Origin of the sequence: Photobacterium obscurum (assembly GCF_026191635.1) — a bacterium.
Lineage (GTDB): Bacteria > Pseudomonadota > Gammaproteobacteria > Enterobacterales > Vibrionaceae > Photobacterium > Photobacterium obscurum.
Genome location: NZ_JAKRRW010000010.1, coordinates 16,195 through 33,343 on the forward strand (window position 1 = coordinate 16,195; position 17,149 = coordinate 33,343).

13 protein-coding genes are annotated in these 17,149 nt (G+C 44.7%); 7 read left to right on the forward strand and 6 right to left on the reverse strand.

The features are described from left to right. The first annotated feature begins 277 nt into the window (after positions 1-277). From MD588_RS13755 to MD588_RS13770, 4 genes are all read left to right on the forward strand, one after another. Positions 278-1,174, forward strand: a complete 897-nt coding sequence (locus MD588_RS13755; protein ID WP_265697931.1) for an AraC family transcriptional regulator — start codon at positions 278-280, stop codon at positions 1,172-1,174. Between the two features lie 110 nt (positions 1,175-1,284). Continuing rightward, positions 1,285-2,073: an AzlC family ABC transporter permease gene (locus MD588_RS13760; protein ID WP_265697932.1), complete on the forward strand. Its 789-nt coding sequence runs from the start codon at positions 1,285-1,287 to the stop codon at positions 2,071-2,073. Continuing rightward, a complete protein-coding gene (locus MD588_RS13765; protein WP_265697933.1) occupies positions 2,070-2,378 on the forward strand; it encodes an AzlD domain-containing protein in 309 nt (102 codons plus the stop codon). Before MD588_RS13760 ends, MD588_RS13765 begins: the two co-directional genes overlap by 4 nt. 176 nt (positions 2,379-2,554) lie before the next feature. Next, on the forward strand, positions 2,555-5,899 hold the full coding sequence (locus MD588_RS13770) for a S41 family peptidase (RefSeq protein WP_265697934.1): 3,345 nt from the start codon (positions 2,555-2,557) through the stop codon (positions 5,897-5,899). 60 nt (positions 5,900-5,959) lie between these two features. On the opposite strand, the gene MD588_RS13775 is transcribed toward MD588_RS13770, so the two are convergent. After that, positions 5,960-6,292 (reverse strand): hypothetical protein, encoded by a 333-nt coding sequence (locus MD588_RS13775; RefSeq protein WP_265697935.1) that lies wholly within the window; start codon positions 6,290-6,292, stop codon positions 5,960-5,962. A 265-nt stretch (positions 6,293-6,557) separates the two neighbouring features. Here MD588_RS13775 and MD588_RS13780 point away from each other — a divergent pair, with 265 nt between their 5' ends. Then, positions 6,558-7,784, forward strand: coding sequence for a DEAD/DEAH box helicase (locus MD588_RS13780; protein WP_265697936.1), 1,227 nt, complete (start codon positions 6,558-6,560; stop codon positions 7,782-7,784). Positions 7,785-7,867: 83 nt separating this feature from the next. Here the strand turns inward: MD588_RS13780 and MD588_RS13785 are convergent, their stop codons facing one another. Then, positions 7,868-9,289 (reverse strand): alanine/glycine:cation symporter family protein, encoded by a 1,422-nt coding sequence (locus MD588_RS13785; RefSeq protein WP_265697938.1) that lies wholly within the window; start codon positions 9,287-9,289, stop codon positions 7,868-7,870. 282 nt (positions 9,290-9,571) lie between these two features. After that, positions 9,572-10,720, reverse strand: coding sequence for an amidohydrolase (locus MD588_RS13790; RefSeq protein WP_265697940.1), 1,149 nt, complete (start codon positions 10,718-10,720; stop codon positions 9,572-9,574). Between the two features lie 389 nt (positions 10,721-11,109). Here MD588_RS13790 and MD588_RS13795 point away from each other — a divergent pair, with 389 nt between their 5' ends. Further along, positions 11,110-12,636 carry a YfcC family protein gene (locus tag MD588_RS13795; protein WP_265697941.1) on the forward strand — a complete coding sequence of 509 codons (1,527 nt, stop codon included), beginning with the start codon at positions 11,110-11,112 and terminating at the stop codon, positions 12,634-12,636. A gap of 123 nt (positions 12,637-12,759) precedes the next feature. Here MD588_RS13795 and MD588_RS13800 read toward each other — a convergent pair whose 3' ends face one another. Further along, positions 12,760-13,572 (reverse strand): bifunctional 5,10-methylenetetrahydrofolate dehydrogenase/5,10-methenyltetrahydrofolate cyclohydrolase, encoded by an 813-nt coding sequence (locus tag MD588_RS13800; protein ID WP_265697942.1) that lies wholly within the window; start codon positions 13,570-13,572, stop codon positions 12,760-12,762. A 144-nt stretch (positions 13,573-13,716) separates the two neighbouring features. Then, on the reverse strand, positions 13,717-14,157 hold the full coding sequence (locus tag MD588_RS13805) for a hypothetical protein (protein ID WP_265697943.1): 441 nt from the start codon (positions 14,155-14,157) through the stop codon (positions 13,717-13,719). A 249-nt stretch (positions 14,158-14,406) separates the two neighbouring features. On the opposite strand from MD588_RS13805, the gene MD588_RS13810 reads away from it, so the two are divergent. Continuing rightward, on the forward strand, positions 14,407-15,189 hold the full coding sequence (locus MD588_RS13810; protein ID WP_265697944.1) for a RecX family transcriptional regulator: 783 nt from the start codon (positions 14,407-14,409) through the stop codon (positions 15,187-15,189). A gap of 77 nt (positions 15,190-15,266) precedes the next feature. Here the strand turns inward: MD588_RS13810 and MD588_RS13815 are convergent, their stop codons facing one another. Continuing rightward, positions 15,267-17,114: a M3 family metallopeptidase gene (locus MD588_RS13815; RefSeq protein ID WP_265697945.1), complete on the reverse strand. Its 1,848-nt coding sequence runs from the start codon at positions 17,112-17,114 to the stop codon at positions 15,267-15,269. Between the last annotated feature and the right edge of the window lie 35 nt (positions 17,115-17,149).

Here is a 17,149-nt window from a genome sequence, read left to right on the forward strand (position 1 = left end):
TCCATAACATAAAAAATACCGCTCGCTTAACCGCGAGCGGTTCTGTTCCTGCCCAACCGATTGATAAAATTGCCTCTTAGAAGCTAGACATCATTCTGCCCTACTATTCACTTCATCTCTATCAGCACACGATTGTAAGAGAAATATCCCTTTAACTCTGATAGATCCCATATTGCTTGTAGTTCAGGTAATACGACTAAGAGCAATTTTGTACAAACGATTCCAACAACACTTCGTTATACTCACAGGAAGTACGACAAATTATGGAAAACAGGCGATGGAGAATGTGAGTTATAAAAAAGACAACCCGAAAAACTCACCAGCGAAGGCAAGAAAACCAGTTTTAGTTGAACAGGCAACATATAGTATTGCCGACGAGTTAGGCGGTATTGATTTACTGAATGCTAACTACCACCGGCAAAACTTTTCTCGTCATAGCCACGAAGGCTATACCGTTGGAGTAATCGAAAATGGAGCCCAACAGTTTTATCGTACAGGTGGTAATCATGTCGCCCCACAAGGCAGCATCATCCTAGTTAATGCTGATGAAGTTCACAACGGCCACTCTGCGACTGAAGGCGGATGGTCTTATAAAGCGATGTACCCCCTTCCAGAACAATTTGAAACGATTAGCCAAGAGTTAACTTCAGGCTTATCGGGCAATGGGGCGCCATACTTTCCGTCCCCAGTTGTTTATGACCCGGAGCTTGCTAACCAGTTACGTCTTGTGTTTGAAACACTGGATAATTCGACTAATCGCCTATTAAGGGAAACACTACTTTACAGTGTTCTCACTAAACTCATGTGCAAACATGGGAAGAAACAAACCTCTCCCCAAGCTATTTCAAAAGCCCAGCGCCAATTAAAACTAGTTAAAGAGTTTCTTGATGACTTTCCAAGCGCCGATATCTCGCTACAGGACCTTGCAACACTAGCGTCATTCAGTCCTTATCATCTAGTTCGTGCCTTTCAAAAAGAATACGGGTTTCCACCACACGCCTATCAGATTCAAGCTCGCCTGCGCCTAGCGAAAAAATTATTTCGGCAAGGGCACACTGTTTCAGACGCAGCTCAAGAAGCAGGCTTTCACGATCAGAGCCACCTCCACCGACATTTCAAAAAAGCAATGGGCATTACTCCCGGTCAGTTTTCCAAGCAAATCATACGTAGCTAGCTCCACTCATACCTGTATCGACTGCGACTATTCAGCAATAATATACAAGTTTGTATCGTGGTTAATTCTTAAAGTGAAAGGCATCACTGAAAATAACGAAAAGACACACCATGCAAACATCCACTTCAAACGAATGCAGCAACAGAACCTCGCAAGTTGATAAATGGGCGAATAATCAGCAATCAAAAACCAAACGTTCTTTATTCAGTCAAGGAGCGTTAGCTGTAACACCACTTTGCATTGCGGTGATCCCATGGGGGCTGCTGGCGGGATCTTTCGCTATTGATATTGGACTTGACCCACTCCAAAGCCAAGCACTCTCAGCAATTGTGTTCGCGGGCTCGGCACAACTGGTTGCGACTGGACTCCTAAAGGTTGGTGCCGGTTTGGCGACGATATTACTGACTACGCTATTCATAACCTCTCGTCACTTACTGTACAGCATTACAATGCGCGATAAGATCAGTCCGCTGCCATTACGTTGGCGGATTGGTTTAGGTTTTCTCCTAACCGATGAACTCTTTGCTATATGCGGCCACCAATCATCTGAACGGTTCAATCGCTGGTACGCTTTGGGAGCGGGATTATGGTTTTATATCTGCTGGAATTTAGCCACCTTTGCAGGCATTGTTGCCGGTAAATTTATTCCAAACCTAGACACCCTTGGACTCGATTTTGCCATTGCAGCGACCTTTATTGCGATCGTGATTCCAACGGTAAAAAGTGCTTCAGTATTAATTTCCGTTATCATTGCCATGGTGCTTTCTGTTGTATTGCAAGCCTACAACATTGAGGGGGGACTAATGCTTGCGAGCTTTGCTGCTATGGCCGCGGGATATAGTTATGACAAGTACTTCACTAGCAATGACAATCAAGCGCCCAAAGGAGGTAACGCATGATATGGCTTACTATTTTGGCGATGACCTTGCTTGTTTTCTTCAGTCGCTATTTGTTTCTGGAACCCAAACTCCCATTACGACTCAATGCCCAAACACAAAAGCTTCTGAGCTATTCAAGCCCCGCGATCCTCACGGCTATTTGGGCGCCTATCGTCTTTCTGGCAAATGGTCATCTCACCCTCACATGGCAAAACCCTTACCTTATTGCCGCGTTAGTGGCTGCAATCGTCGCCAGGAAGCGAGAAAATGTTTTGTTGACTGCCGTTATTAGCATGGCCGTATTTTTCTTGCTTTCATCATTCTAACTGACTTGAGCGGCCATGCTTTATCATCTTAAAGTGTGGCCTTTCTCTTATTCTTATTATCACTTCACTCACGACAAAAACATACATAAGACACATATTGCACAAATACGTATTCATGGTATATATGAACGGCGTTCATTAATGGTGACAACAAAAAGACAAACAAGGATCCTGTCATGAGACTTTTCACCCGCTGCTCTCTTCTTGCCACACTAATTGCCAGCTCACTTTCGCCGGCATTTGCAGCTAATTCTCAAGTAACAACCGATCAACTCAGTGAGAAGCCTCTGTGGTTGCGAAATAGCGCGCTGTCACCAGATGGCAAACAGCTTGCTTTTACCTATCAAAGCCGTATTTACCTTGCCTCAAGCAAAGGCGGAAACGCACGAGCAATTACCAACGGCGAATTTTACCCACACTCGCTGGTTTGGTCTCCGGACAACACAACTTTGGCGTTTGCAGCCAACCCTTACGGCAATGATGATGTATTCACTGTTTCACTAAAATCGGGGAAAATGGCTCGCCTGACCTACCACTCAGCTGCCGACATTCCGACGGCCTTTGCTGACAATGGTAAAACGGTACTATTCAATACCACCCGCCTGACTGCCGATAATCAGGATTTTTACAGTCTGCCTGACGGTGCCTTCGGCACTGAAGGCAACCAATTATATAGTATTAATCTAAATACCAAAGCAGCACATTCCCTGCTGCCTATTCCGGCAAAGAACGCAGTCTGGAACGCCACTCATACACAGCTACTCTACAATTCACCGCATAAAGACCAGCAGTTCAGGAAACACCAGAGCTCGTATGCCGTTCCGACTATTTGGCTATTTAATGCAAAAACAGGCAAACACCAGCAATTGACAGAGAATAAAGTTGCTGCGCAAAAGCCTCAATGGAACAGCGACTATACCGGCTTTTATTACCTCAGCGAGAAAAGTGGTAATTTCAATGTTTGGTTCTATAACCTAAGTACCAAACAAGAAACACAGATCACCTCATTAGCTGACCACCCAGTTCGCCACCTATCGGTTGCCAGCAATGGTGACTTAGCGTTCTCTTACAATGGCGAGCTTTATCGTTTAACAGAAGATCAAGCAACACCTAACAAGCTTGATATCAAAATTAACAGTTACGGCGTCAAACCGAGCCAGTTCTTCCACAGCGATATTGCAACAGATTTTGTGCCATCGGCTTTTGATGCCGACGAGTTGCTATTTAGTTCCTATGGCGACATCTATGCGATGAATACCCGCAGCAAAAAAGTGAAAAGGCTGACGCATACTGCAACTGAAGAAAAACAAATGACCTTCACTCCTGATGGTTATGGTGCGGCGTACTCTGCCATGCGAGAAGGACGCTGGGGCTTGTACATTGCCAGCTCGACCAACGCCGAGGAAATGCTGTCCAATGCGGCTGTTATCAATGAACAGCCTTTCCTAGTATTGCCAGGTCACCATGTATCACAACCTGTCTATTCCCCTGATGGCCTAAAACTGGCCTTTGTTATTGATGGCCGCGCACTTCACGTCATTGATCTGGACAGCTTCAACGCCAATCCTCCTGAGTCATCATGGCTCGATAAAGTCCCTTCATTGCTTTCAACAGATGACCGTGCCAATGCGAACACAGACACAATCGCACGGCCAAACACCAGCAAAGAACTCATTGCCGCCGATATGGTCAGTGAATCAAACCGATTAGAGTTTGTGTGGTCACCCGACTCTACCCAACTGGCCGTTCATCTTTCTCCGCGGCCATATGTAGAACAAATATATGTTGTTGATGCCGAAGGCAATAAACCGGCAGTCAATGTATCGCAAAACGGTTTCTACAACGGCAAGCCAAAATGGAGCCAGGACAACCGCATTCTTACTTGGACAACCTCAAAATATGGCCTGAAAACAGCTGACGGTGAGGACTGGGGTGAAACTGTCACCGGTATTTTTACCAACAGTACCGCGATGAATGACTTCAAGCTTGACGCAGAACTGCCAGAAGAAGTGGCAAGCTATCCATTTTCGGCCAGAAATATTGAGTATCGAGAAGCTTTCCACCTGCCTTTCTCCACAACAGTATTAGAAACCCACTTGCTCGGCGATAACTTGCTGGTCATCGATCTCGTTGCCTCCCCGGATGGTGAAGAAACCACTCGTGGTTTTATCTATAACCTTAGAACCGAGGAGTCCCACCCCGTCTTTGCCGACCAACCTTTGGCAACCGCCATCCATGTCACGGCAGACCAAAACTATGTCTACCTGCTATTAGAAGGCGAAGTCGTAGAAATTGATACAGCAACAGGCGACTTTTCCAGTCTTCCTATCGAGCTACCAATCGATTACCAGGAAGAACCAAGAAGGCTGGCAGCCTACCAACAGTTCGTTAGGCAAACCCAAGAGCTCTATTATCGCTCTGACATGGGCAATATCGATTGGAATTTTTATAGCAAAAACTACCAACGATTCCTTCCGCACATTAATAACAACCGGGATTATGTCAACCTGCTCAAAGAACTTAGCGGTGAACTGAATGCATCCCATACCGGCGCCTATGCCGAGCCAGCGCAAACCATGCAAGAAGATGCAACAGCGGAGCTCGGGCTGATTTTCGAGCAGAACATTGCACATCCTCTACCCTATGCCGACCATGGCAAAAATAAACCGCAAGGCTTGGTCATAAAGGGGATCTTGCCTGGCGGCCCGGCTGACAATGAAAGCTACGTGTTGCAGCCCGGCGATCACCTTGTTGCTATCAACAATGTCCCGGTAAAAACTTTAGCCGAGATGGCAGTTGTTCTGAATAACAAAGCTGCTGAGCCGGTTGAACTGACGTTGCAACGCAACAACGGGAATACCTGGCAACAGCGCATGACACCTATTGACAGTTACGATGCTTACTCACTGATTCTTAAACGCTGGGAAATAGCCCGCAGGCAATATGTAACTCGGAAAACTGATGGCAAGGTGGGTTATGTGTATTTGCCTGACATGAGCAATACCACCTTCGAACACCTTCGTTCTGAGGCTCTGGGACGACTGAGAAATGCCGAGGCACTGATCATCGATGTTCGTTTCAATGGTGGCGGCTTTTTGGCTGATACCCTCATTGAGTTCCTTACCGCCCGCAAGGTAGCGGATATTGTGCCTCATGTTGGTAAACCGGCATCAGATGCAAGCCGTCGAAGCTGGTTGAAACCTTCCGTCGTGATAGCTAACTCCGCATCGTATTCGGAAGCTTCGGCCTTTAGCCAGTACTACCAGGACCTCAACGTCGGCCCGATCGTGGGAGAGCCGGTACCAGGAACCGGTACCACAGTAATGGGGATTGAGTCTGAGGTTTATAAGAACGTCGGCTATATGTTCCCCTACCAGCCATTACGCACCATTGATGGCAAACTCTATGAAAACCTTGAACTGCAACCTGATGTGACCGTGTTTAATGGCCCTGCAGATGTTGCTACAGGGCAAGATCGCCAACTTGATGCAGCTATTGAAGAGGCACTAAAAAAAATATAGAGAGAAGTCTCTCAAATAGAGACTAACAAACAGGACACAGCAAGCCCGTTGTGTCCTGCTTTAATAACTAAGCTCAAACACTACTGAACCGCTATCCACTTCAATGGCTTGATTATCAATAACCTCGCCGCCCGCCTCGACCGAAATGCTAAAATCATCGGTGGCGTTAAATTTCAAGCCTGCGCCGAATTCCGTCGGATCTACACGATTCTTATCCTGGTAGACACTGTTTTTGTCGATCATCGCATTATCAACAGGCCTGTTACCTCCTCCGATAAACTCAAGGGGTTGTTCGGACGAGGCTTGATCAATAAATACTTCACCCAGCTGGCGATCATCTGCCAGCGATGCAAAAGAATACAACAAGGCCGTAATCACTAACACAAGACGCATTTTATCCCCTTTCTCTTACGTGTTCTAAGCTATTTTACTACCCGCACAACCAGGAAAACAACCAAACATATGCCACTGGAGCAATACAGAACTGAATTTACATTACATCTTTTACCGCTTCTTTTTCATTAACAGCAGCTGTGGCACAAGTGAAATACAGTTGAGTATCCTAGACGCTATTCCTTCTGTTAGAATACCTATCTATGCTCCTCTGTTATTGTTTTTGCCTTAACAGTGCGTTTTTTATTATTACCTGAGATTCCCAATGCCATTCTCCAAACTTGGATTAAGCGATTCAATTCTAAAATCTGTAGCCGAGCAGGGCTATAAAACACCCACCCCTATTCAAGAGAAGGCAATCCCTGTCATATTGACAGGTAAGAACCTTATCGCTGCCGCGCAAACCGGCACAGGTAAAACGGCGAGCTTTGTATTACCGATATTAGAAATGCTGCGTGAAGGCCAAACCCAGCGCAAGAAGCGTATTCGCGCCCTGATCCTTGCGCCGACTCGTGAACTAGCAGTACAGGTTGAAGACAACATCGCCAAATACAGCAAGCATCTAAACCTGACCTCGCTAGCGATGTATGGTGGTGTTGACGCCAAGCAACAGAAACAGCGCTTGATTGAAGGTGTTGATATTCTAGTTGCGACCCCTGGTCGACTGTTGGACATGTACACTCAGCGCGCCGTACATTTTGACGAGCTTGAAATCTTGGTATTGGATGAGGCCGATAGGATGCTCGACATGGGCTTTATCGAAGACATCAATAAGATTATTGAGCGCCTACCTGCAGACCGACAAAATTTACTGTTCTCGGCGACGCTGTCCAAGCAAGTTCGCGTGTTAGCTAAAACAGCTATCGATAACCCGGTTGAAATCTCGGTTTCTCCCGACACTACAACGACACCGCAGATTGACCAATGGTTGATCACCGTCGATAAAGACAAGAAATCAGCACTACTGAGCCATTTAATCAAAGAAAATCAATGGGATCAGGCACTGATTTTCATCGAAACCAAACATGGTGCGGCGAAATTAGTCAGTCAGCTAGAAAAGCGCGGAATTAAAGCCGAAGCCATTCACAGTGGTAGAAGCCAGGAAGTTCGGGCGCAGCTTCTGGCTGACTTTAAATCGGGCAAACTTCAGCTGTTAGTGGCCACAGGCGTTGCGGCGCGTGGCATCGATATTGAAGATCTAACACGAGTCATCAACTATGACTTGCCTTACCCGCCAGAAGATTATGTTCACCGTATTGGCCGTACCGGTCGTGCCGGCGCGTCTGGCGAGGCAATTTCGTTCGTGTCTAAAGATGACTTCAAAAATCTTTGCATGATCGAAAGCCGTCTAGGACACCTAATTACCCGAAAAGAAATTGAAGGTTTTGCGCCAAGAAAAGAAGTGCCAATTTCGATTTTGAATTACGTTCCAAAGAACAAGCGCAACGGTGAGCGTCAAAACTCAAAAAACAAACCAGCTAAAGCTAAATAAGTAACCTTTTAGGAGCGTTAAAAAAGCGAGTGCCATCTTCACAGCACTCGCTTTTCAAATACAACGCCTTAAAACTAAAACTGTTATTTTTTCTCTTTCCACGCTTCATGATCGATATCTAGATCAGGAAAGTCGTTTGGATTGAACACGGGGTGTTCTGCCCCGTCTTTCAGTTGTTGCTTATAGTCTTTCAATATACGAACCAAAGTCGGGAAAAGCATTAGCAGTGCCAGCAAGTTAACAATCGCCAGTATCCCCATCATTGGATCCGAGAAGAAAAAGACTGAAGTTGCTCCCGGTGCAACAGCGCCAAGGAACACGATCCCGATGACTGCTATCCGAAGAACATGGACGGTTAGCTTATTGTGTGACATGAATGTCAGGGCGTTCTCACCCAGATAGTAGTTGTAGATAATAGAACTAATCGAGAAGAGTAAAATAGCAATCGTCAGAAAATACTGAGACCAATTTCCCACATGTGAAACCAACGACTGTTGCGTCAGAACCACGCCATCAATGTCTTCGGCACCGGGAACATAGACGTCGCCGAGCAGGATAACGAATGCAGTACAGCTACAAATAAGAATGGTATCGATAAACACAGATAAAGACTGCGTAATACCCTGACTAACCGGGTGAGTAACCTCCGCTGTTGCGGCGACATTTGGAGCAGAACCCAACCCGGCCTCGTTTGAGAATAACCCCCGACGCAAACCTTGTGCCATTGCCGTCCCCATACCGCCACCGACCGCTTCTTCCCAACCAAATGCGTTAGAAATAATGGTTCCGATCACCGCAGGGATCTCTGTAATATTAAGCAGAATAATAAGAATCGCCATCGCCACATAACCGACAGCCATAATGGGAACGATAACATCGGCTGTTTTGGCAATACGTTTAATACCACCGTAAATAATAATACCGGTACCGATAGCTAGTAGCGCCCCTGTCCACATGCGGTCAATACCCATGCTATCCTGAGCTGCCCCTGCAACCGTATTGCCTTGAAAGGCATTAAAACCAATAGCAAAAGAAGCTATCAAACAAACAGCATAAAGATAGGCCAACCACTTATAGTCATCTCCCAACCCATGGATAATCGTACGAGCCGGCCCCCCGCGAAACTCACCGTTCTCTTTACGCTTATACAACTGAGCAAGTGAACATTCCACCAAGCTTGTTGCCATCCCGACCAGTGCTATTGCCCACATCCAGAATACAGCTCCTGGACCGCCAAGCGTAATAGCAACCGCTACACCTGCAATGTTACCGCCACCGACACGACCACCAACGGATAATAGCAACGCTTCGCGCCCCGAAATTGCATTCTTATCCGCGGTTTGGTTTTTGTTCAATAAGACATGGAACATACGCCCAAAAAAGGTAAATTGGACAAAACCGGTAACGAGGGTAAAGAAAAGGCCCAAAATAACTAAAAACGGTATCAGTGCCCACCCCCAAGTGAGATCACCAATTACTCCAAAGAAACTTTCTAACAATTCCATCTCTACTCCTAATCAGTTTATTCTTTAAACCATAATGCGAATAAAGACACGACTCTGAGCGTATACGCTCCAGTCGTACTGGACTGAATGCGTTTCAGATCTGTTTGCTAACAAATCCTGAGTTAATAATTGAGAGAAGTATAGTCGCTTACAACATCTTTAGGTCTGATATAGGAGAAAGCGAGTACTACAAATGCAACACTCGCTTTATATATTCAAGCTACTTCAAGATGACGGATTCATTCTCACTGAAGCGAACATCTTGAGATAGTTTGGGGATATTCATTCGAAATGTAGGTGATTAATGATACTAAGAAAAAGAGCACTGGCTGTCTCAATCACTGTATCTGGGAAGTCATAGTCTGGATTATGTAGTTGCGGATGTTCATCGCCGCTCCCAATGCAGAATAAAGCGCCTGGCCATTTATTGAGAAACTCAGCAACATCCTCTGACCAGCGCATTGGCTCATCAAGCTCTACAACGGATAATCCTAATTGTTGTGCTTGCTGACTGACTATCTCACATTGCTTCGGAGCGTTAACAACAGTATTGAACGATTCTTGCCATCTAACACTGCTGGTTAAGCCCTCGTCAACAGAAATAGATGAAACAGCGTCACACAAGTCTTGTTTCATTGTATTGAGCACCGAACTTTTATCGCTTCTCAAGGTTGCCAATATTTTTGCTGCTCCTGGCGCGGTACCGAACGCCTCTTCGCCCAACGAGGCATGGACAACCGTCACCAAGGTGAAAGCGGTAGCGTATCTTTTCGGCATCCCTTGCAGATGCCGGATAATGTCGAGCATCGCGGTGGTAGGGTTTATACCATTCTCCGGCCTGGCAGCATGAGATGTTTTTCCTTCCAACTCAATCGTGACTCCTGTCGATGCGCAAGCAAACGTCTCGGGTTTAACGATAACGGCATGTCGCGGATAGCCAGGAAGATTATGATAGGCAAACACATTATCGACAGGCTGCGCTGCAAGCCAACGATCAAGCAACATGCTTGCGGCCCCTGTACCTGTTTCTTCTGCAGGCTGGAACAACAAAATTACCTTGCCGGATTCTGGTGGGCATAAAGAGAGTTTATAAGCCACCTCCATCAAACTGGCGGTATGTCCATCATGGCCACAAGCATGCATAATCCCGTGATGCTGAGAGCAATAGGAAAGCTCACTCTTTTCTGTGATTGGCAGTGCATCAAAATCAGCTCGAAGCAGTGTTATCTCTCCGGGGTGGCCACTATCTATCGTGCACACTACCCCGTTACCACCGAGACCAACTCTTGGATGAAACCCAAAAGCTTGTAATTGCTTACTGATCAGGCTCGCGGTATTTCTCTCACATAATGACAGTTCTGGATACTGATGAAGATGGTGACGAAATTGGATGGCATCAAATTCTGTTCTAGGCGTAAATACTTTGTTCATGATTTTAAAATAAAATAATAATGAACAAGTAGGTTAACGCTCTTCGGCTAATAAATTTGTGATTCTACACTCAACTTAATAAAGCGGCTTTAATAATCACAATTACACTAACCTCTTAAATTATAAACAACGCCACTAGCAACAAATTGTCAACCCTACAACACCCGACATCTTAATTTCCATTTTTAGCAAAAATAAAACCCTCCCCAGAGTACAACATATATTAAATTCAAAAAAACCAATTCACACTCAACACACTTAAATAATGAATAATATTTCACATGCTTTATTTGCGACATCATCGACATAATTCCAATTCATAAAGTAATATTTTTATCCCCACAAGGGATTATCTCCACTGGCCAATCTTACATATCAGAGGTTGTATTATGCTGTTAGCAAAAGAGATGAAGAAAACAATGCAATTTCCAACTGCCTTTACAATTTTATTTATAATAATGTTGTTAGCTATTGGTTTAACTTGGATTGTTCCAGCAGGTTCATACTCAAAGCTCTCATACAACTCAAGTGAAAATACCTTGCAAGTTGCCAGCCCTTTTGGTGATATAACAACGGTTGCCGCCACTCAAGACGAATTAGCAAAACTTGATATTAATATCGGTATAGAGCAATTTGTTAATGGTACAATTAGAAAGCCCATTGCAATACCTGATACCTACCAGCAACTAAAACAATCACCTAAAGGACTCTCTGACATCGCAGTGAGCATGGTCGAAGGGACTATAGAAGGTGCAGACATTATTGTTTTTATCTTGATTTTAGGTGGCATGATTGGTGTTATCAATAAAACCGGGGCATTTAACGCAGGGCTTGTTAGCCTATCTGAAAAAACCAAGGGTCGTGAATTCTTATTTGTTGCTTTAGTTTGTATTGTTATGGCATTAGGAGGAACAACATGTGGTTTGGAGGAAGAAGCCGTCGCTTTTTACCCTATCCTGGTTCCTATTTTCCTTGCGCTTGGTTTTGACTCTATTGTTTGCGTTGGTGCAATATTTCTCGCGGCATCAATCGGTACAGCATTCTCAACCATTAATCCATTCTCCGTCGTCATTGCCTCTAATGCTGCAGGTATTTCATTTACTGAGGGCTTAGGTGTAAGAACATTTGGATTAGTCGTTGGAACAATTACTGTCATCGGCTATTTGTACTGGTACTGTAAAAAAATCAAGGCTGATCCTTCTTTCTCTTATACCTATTCAGATAGAGAATCATTTAGAAGTCGTTTTTTAAAAGGAAAAGATTTAAACGAGAAAGTTCCATTTACCTTGCGCCGTAAAATAATCCTATTTTTATTTGCGATTGCGTTCCCGATGATGGTTTGGGGGGTTTCAATGGGTGGATGGTGGTTCCCTCAGATGGCGGCATCCTTCCTTACAATTGCAATTATCATTATATTTATCTCGGGACTTAAAGAAAAAGAAGCCGTTGAAGCGTTTACCCAGGGTGCATCTGAATTAGTTGCAGTGTCATTAATTATCGGCATGGCTCGTGGTGTTAATATCGTGCTTGAACAGGGTATGATTTCAGATACCATTCTCGCTTATGCATCTGATCTGGTTTCAGGCATGCATGGCAGTGTGTTTGCCGTTTCTCAAATGTTTGTCTTCTTTCTTCTTGGCCTCGTCGTGCCTTCATCATCAGGCTTAGCTGTACTATCGATGCCGATCATGGCTCCGTTAGCCGATACGGTAAACATTCCTCGGGATATTGTTGTATCTGCTTATAACTGGGGACAGTATGCCATGCTATTTTTAGCACCTACTGGCCTCGTCTTAGTCACACTGCAGATGCTTGATATTCAGTTCAACAAGTGGGTGAAGTTTGTCCTACCAATCGTTATCTTCTTGCTAGGTTTTGGTTCATTATTATTAGTTGCTCAGGTAATGATGCTCTGAGTATCCATAGTATTTTATAAACATAATGCAAAACGGCCACGTTATTTTTTAATAACGTGGCCTGTCCTTTATCTGACTGAAGCTTAAATATCCCGCTTTCGCGGAATGAAAGCTAACTCATCATTAGTTTTGCGAATGCTCCATCAGCTTCACGGCATTGCCTAACACATGCAAGCAAGTCAAACGCCCTACACCTCCGGGGACTGGCGTGATAGCCGCTGCAGATAAGATCCCATCATGGTGCCTGATATCCCCCACCAGCTTGCCATCAACACGGTTGATCCCCACATCAATGATCAACTGACCTTCAATAAACTGGGAATTATCCAGAATACCATGGGCACCGGTTGCGACTACGATGACATCAAATTTGTTCCAATCTACAGCAGCAAGATCGGAACGGCTGTTAAAGCTAGCAACTGTGCTTTGGCGATTGATTAATTCAATAGCTAAAGGTTTACCCACAATATTGCTTCGGCCTACTACGGCTACTTTCAGCCCCGCAAAATTATGCTCACCGCAATGAGCAGAAATGATATCGATTGTTGCCTGTACGGTACAAGGAAGAACAAGGTTCTGTCCCAGAACCAACTGTCCTAGCGTTTCAGAGCCAAACCCATCAACATCAACCGTCGCAGGAAGATCTGGTGCAACCAACCCATTAGGCAATGGCAGCTGGAATAAAATAGGATGGTCAGCATTTTCGGCAAGAAGATCCAGATCCGCTTGAACGGTTGTCGCTTCAGCAAGCGTGATATGCTGACATTCAAGGCCAAGTTCATCAAAAAGGCGAATTTTATTACGGACATAGACTTTACTAGCAGGATCATCACCGACAGTAACGATAGTCAAGCGAACTGAGGTGCTTAGAGTCGTGATTTTATCTTTCAGCTCAGCCAGTTTTGTTTCAAAGATGGTGTTAATTACTGATTTCATTGTTTCTTTGCGGTTGTGACTTATTATTAATTTATAACTGACTGTTTTTTAAGTCGCAATGCGTTAGAGCAATAAAATATTCATCTCAGTCTAAATCGAACCCCAAACCCGACACTGCCGAGTTTGGGGTTAATGAAATACACTTTATTTATCATTCGTAACACTTGCAGCTAGCGCAATGTCTTCTTTCTGGCCAGCAAAGAGCTTGCCTATCGCACCTTCAATGCCAAGTACTGCAAATATCACAGCAAAGAAAGCGATAATGCCGCCCCAAAGGCCAGTGAAAGCTACCTGAGAACCAAATATCCAACCGATAACCGCCATAGCAAGAAACTTCGAACCGACGAGAATAATGTATGATGAAACCCCGCGCTTCACTTTAGGTAACGTTTTCTGGTTAAGACAAATATCTGCCATTACTTTTTCTAGTGATATCGCGACTTTTAAGATCACGGAAAGAACAATAGACGCGCCAATTGCCACTTCCAGACTTGAAATAGAGACCCAATCCCATAGCCCGTTAAGCGTCACCATGACTGCCAATGTAATAATGCTGCATAGAGTTATCTCTTTGAGTTTATTCATGTTCAGACCTTATCTTGTTTACGTCTATTAGAAGAGGTTTTATCTCCCTCTCATCTCTGGTACGAACAATAACAACCCGACTAATGATTAATTTATCATTTTGCGCCAGGTCACTATCTTCATCATGATCCCATCGAGTTCGGTAGCCACAATTCACTGAAAACTTAATTACTACACACTCCGATTAAACGTGTAGAATCTTTCTCCCTGCAAACAAAGATATTGTACGTAACATCTGTTGAGTGAGTTATGCCGTCAGAGAAAGCAACTGGAAAACGAGCCGGACCGAAGCCGGCAACAAAGATTGAAGACGTCTACGAATATGCGATTTGGTGGCTAAATCAGCGAGGCTATTCGGAGATGAAGCTGAAGGACAAACTAACTCGCAAGACCGACAACACTGAATGGATTTCGCTTGTTATTAATCGATTACTTGAGCAAGGCTACTTATCTGATCGAAGGTATGCAGAAACTTTCGTCCAGTCGCGATGCCAATCATACGGACCAAAGCTTCTGGCACAAAAGCTTTCATTACAGGGTGTTGCCCAAGCTGATATCGAGCAAGCACTTAGCCTTATAAATGATTCTGATACCGATGTCTTAATTAGTCGCGTCATTGCTAAGTACTCAGGAAAAAAAAGCATCAGAGATATTTCCATGCGACTGCGCGGCGAAGGAGTCGATGAAAGCAGAATTCGATTGGTGATGAGTCACTCTGTCGATACTGAGCATGAATCTCAACTTGCCGTGCGTTTAATCAACAAGCACGCCAAAAAGATGGGCCGCAGCGGATTGCTTCAGAAGTTGCGTAGCGAAGGGATCAGTCAGGACACGATTGAACACGTACTTAGTGACGAAAAAGAAGAGGATGTTATTGAAGATGATCAGCAAAAAGCCTTGGCGCTCTTAAACAGAAAATATAAGCATAGCCTGGCTGATTTTGCGGAAAAAAAGAAAGCCACGGCTTTCTTGGTACGAAAAGGCTTCAGCTTTGCCGAGGCAAATTACGCCATTGAGCATCATCTCGAGTAACCGCCCCAAGCGAACTTACAGCAACAGAATAAAAAACAAAACCCAACGAGCGTTCGTTGGGTTTTGGTGTTGTCCAATTATCGGCCGTACGTCTCGACAATGTATTGCTCAAACTTGCTACACATACCGGCATCTGAGTCATGATTGCTGGCAATCTGGTTAGCCCCATCAACAATGTTAATGTTGGCATTTAGCGGCGCAACCTCCGCTCGTGGCCTGGATTGTAACGCTGAGATTTTTGCCTTCTCAATTTCCCAGGCCTGATCAGCAGACAGGTTACACTCATCCGCCAGATATTTAGCATTAAAGCCTTCACCAGTAAGATTAACAATTGTGGTGTTGTGGTTAACGCTGTTGCCACCGTTCCAGTAATGCTCTGCAAGCAAAGGACCAATTTGAGGGTTGTCGGTCAGATAACCAAACTTCTCAGTAAAATAAGCCCTTGTTTGGTATACCGCCATATTCGCCAGCAAATACCCTTGATAAGCACATGCTGATTCATCTGATAGCAAATGTGGGATGGCCATCAGCGGACGCGGGCTGCACTCTAAGCCAAGTATTTCCTTCTCCGAGGCTCGAGCAAGCTCTGTGACTGATTCGGCACTTAGCTCATCATCATCCATCAGGTACAGTGCGCGCTCAAAGTAAGGTACGACTAAAATGCTTCTTTCAACATAGGATCTGAATGGTTGTTTACTGTCGATCATCGATTTAATGACAGCATCTGGCACCACATTGCCATCCGCATCAAAAGCATACTGCTTCAACCAATCGGCATCACCTAGCAGGCTGTCACAAAACATCGATTGAGTCTCGGCATACGCCATCGAGGTCGGCGCAAACTCTTGAGAAAAACACGGCGCGTTCATTTTTACATTAGAGAAATGGGCGGCATGCCCCCCTTCGTGGAATAGAGTATTGATACCATCATAACCACTGCCCACTTGATCCGGCTTGGCATTGCTGGTGAAGTTAACCTTGGCTGGAATCCATGTGCCTTGATCGTAAAACGAAGGTACCGGGCCATGGCAGAAACCGTTTTGGTACTTACCTTTACGGTCGAGAAGATCCAAGGTTAGTTCTGCGCGAGAATAATCAATGTTTAAACGACCAAATGACTCGACCCATCGGCGCAACGACTGAGAAAACGGAACGTAAGGGTCTAAGTCTCGCATTGCATCACCAGCAAACGAGAAAATAAAGTTATGACCGACTAGAGACTGCACACCTTTCGATGCTGCCAGGTTGCTTAAGCTGTTTTGGTTACTGTCTCGGGTCCTTGATTCAAAATCATCCAAAATAGTAAACAGTTCAGCGGTTGTCATCTGCTCGGTTTTAGCAATAGAGTAATCAAAAAAATTATTAAAACCTAATGATTTTGCGAACTTGTTACGTAGCTTAACCAATTCTAAGAAGCCGTTTTCCAGTAGCCACTGCTCTAAATCCAACAGCGCCTGATGCGATGACCGACGCACATTTTCGTTTGCGCTGGTACGAATGTTAGCGCCAAGTACTGGTAATGATCCTTCAGCTTCATTACCATCTTCGTCCACATACTTCATGATGTAGTTCTGTTTCTTCTCAAACAGCGCCGATTCGAACTTAACCAGCTCCGTTTTAAGCGATTGCGCGACTTCAGATTCTAAGGCATGAGCTTGAAAAGTGGCGAGCCACCCCTTTAACCCAATCAGAGTTTGAGTTTTCTCCTCAGAGTCAGGCATTAACTCAGCTTGCTCAATCTGCTTTTTAAGTGTCGTAATTTGAGAAGAAGCGCTTAAAAATGTGATCCATTCCGTTTCGGCTTTTGTCGACCCATCATGATCATCACTGATTCCCATATAGGTTTCCCAAAAGAAATCCTCTTTTGCCCTATGAATAGTTAAGAAGCGATGGTTCAGTGCATTAAGGTAGGCGGTAGCTGTCATCTTCGTCCCTAGAAATATAAGCTATTGATTAAAAT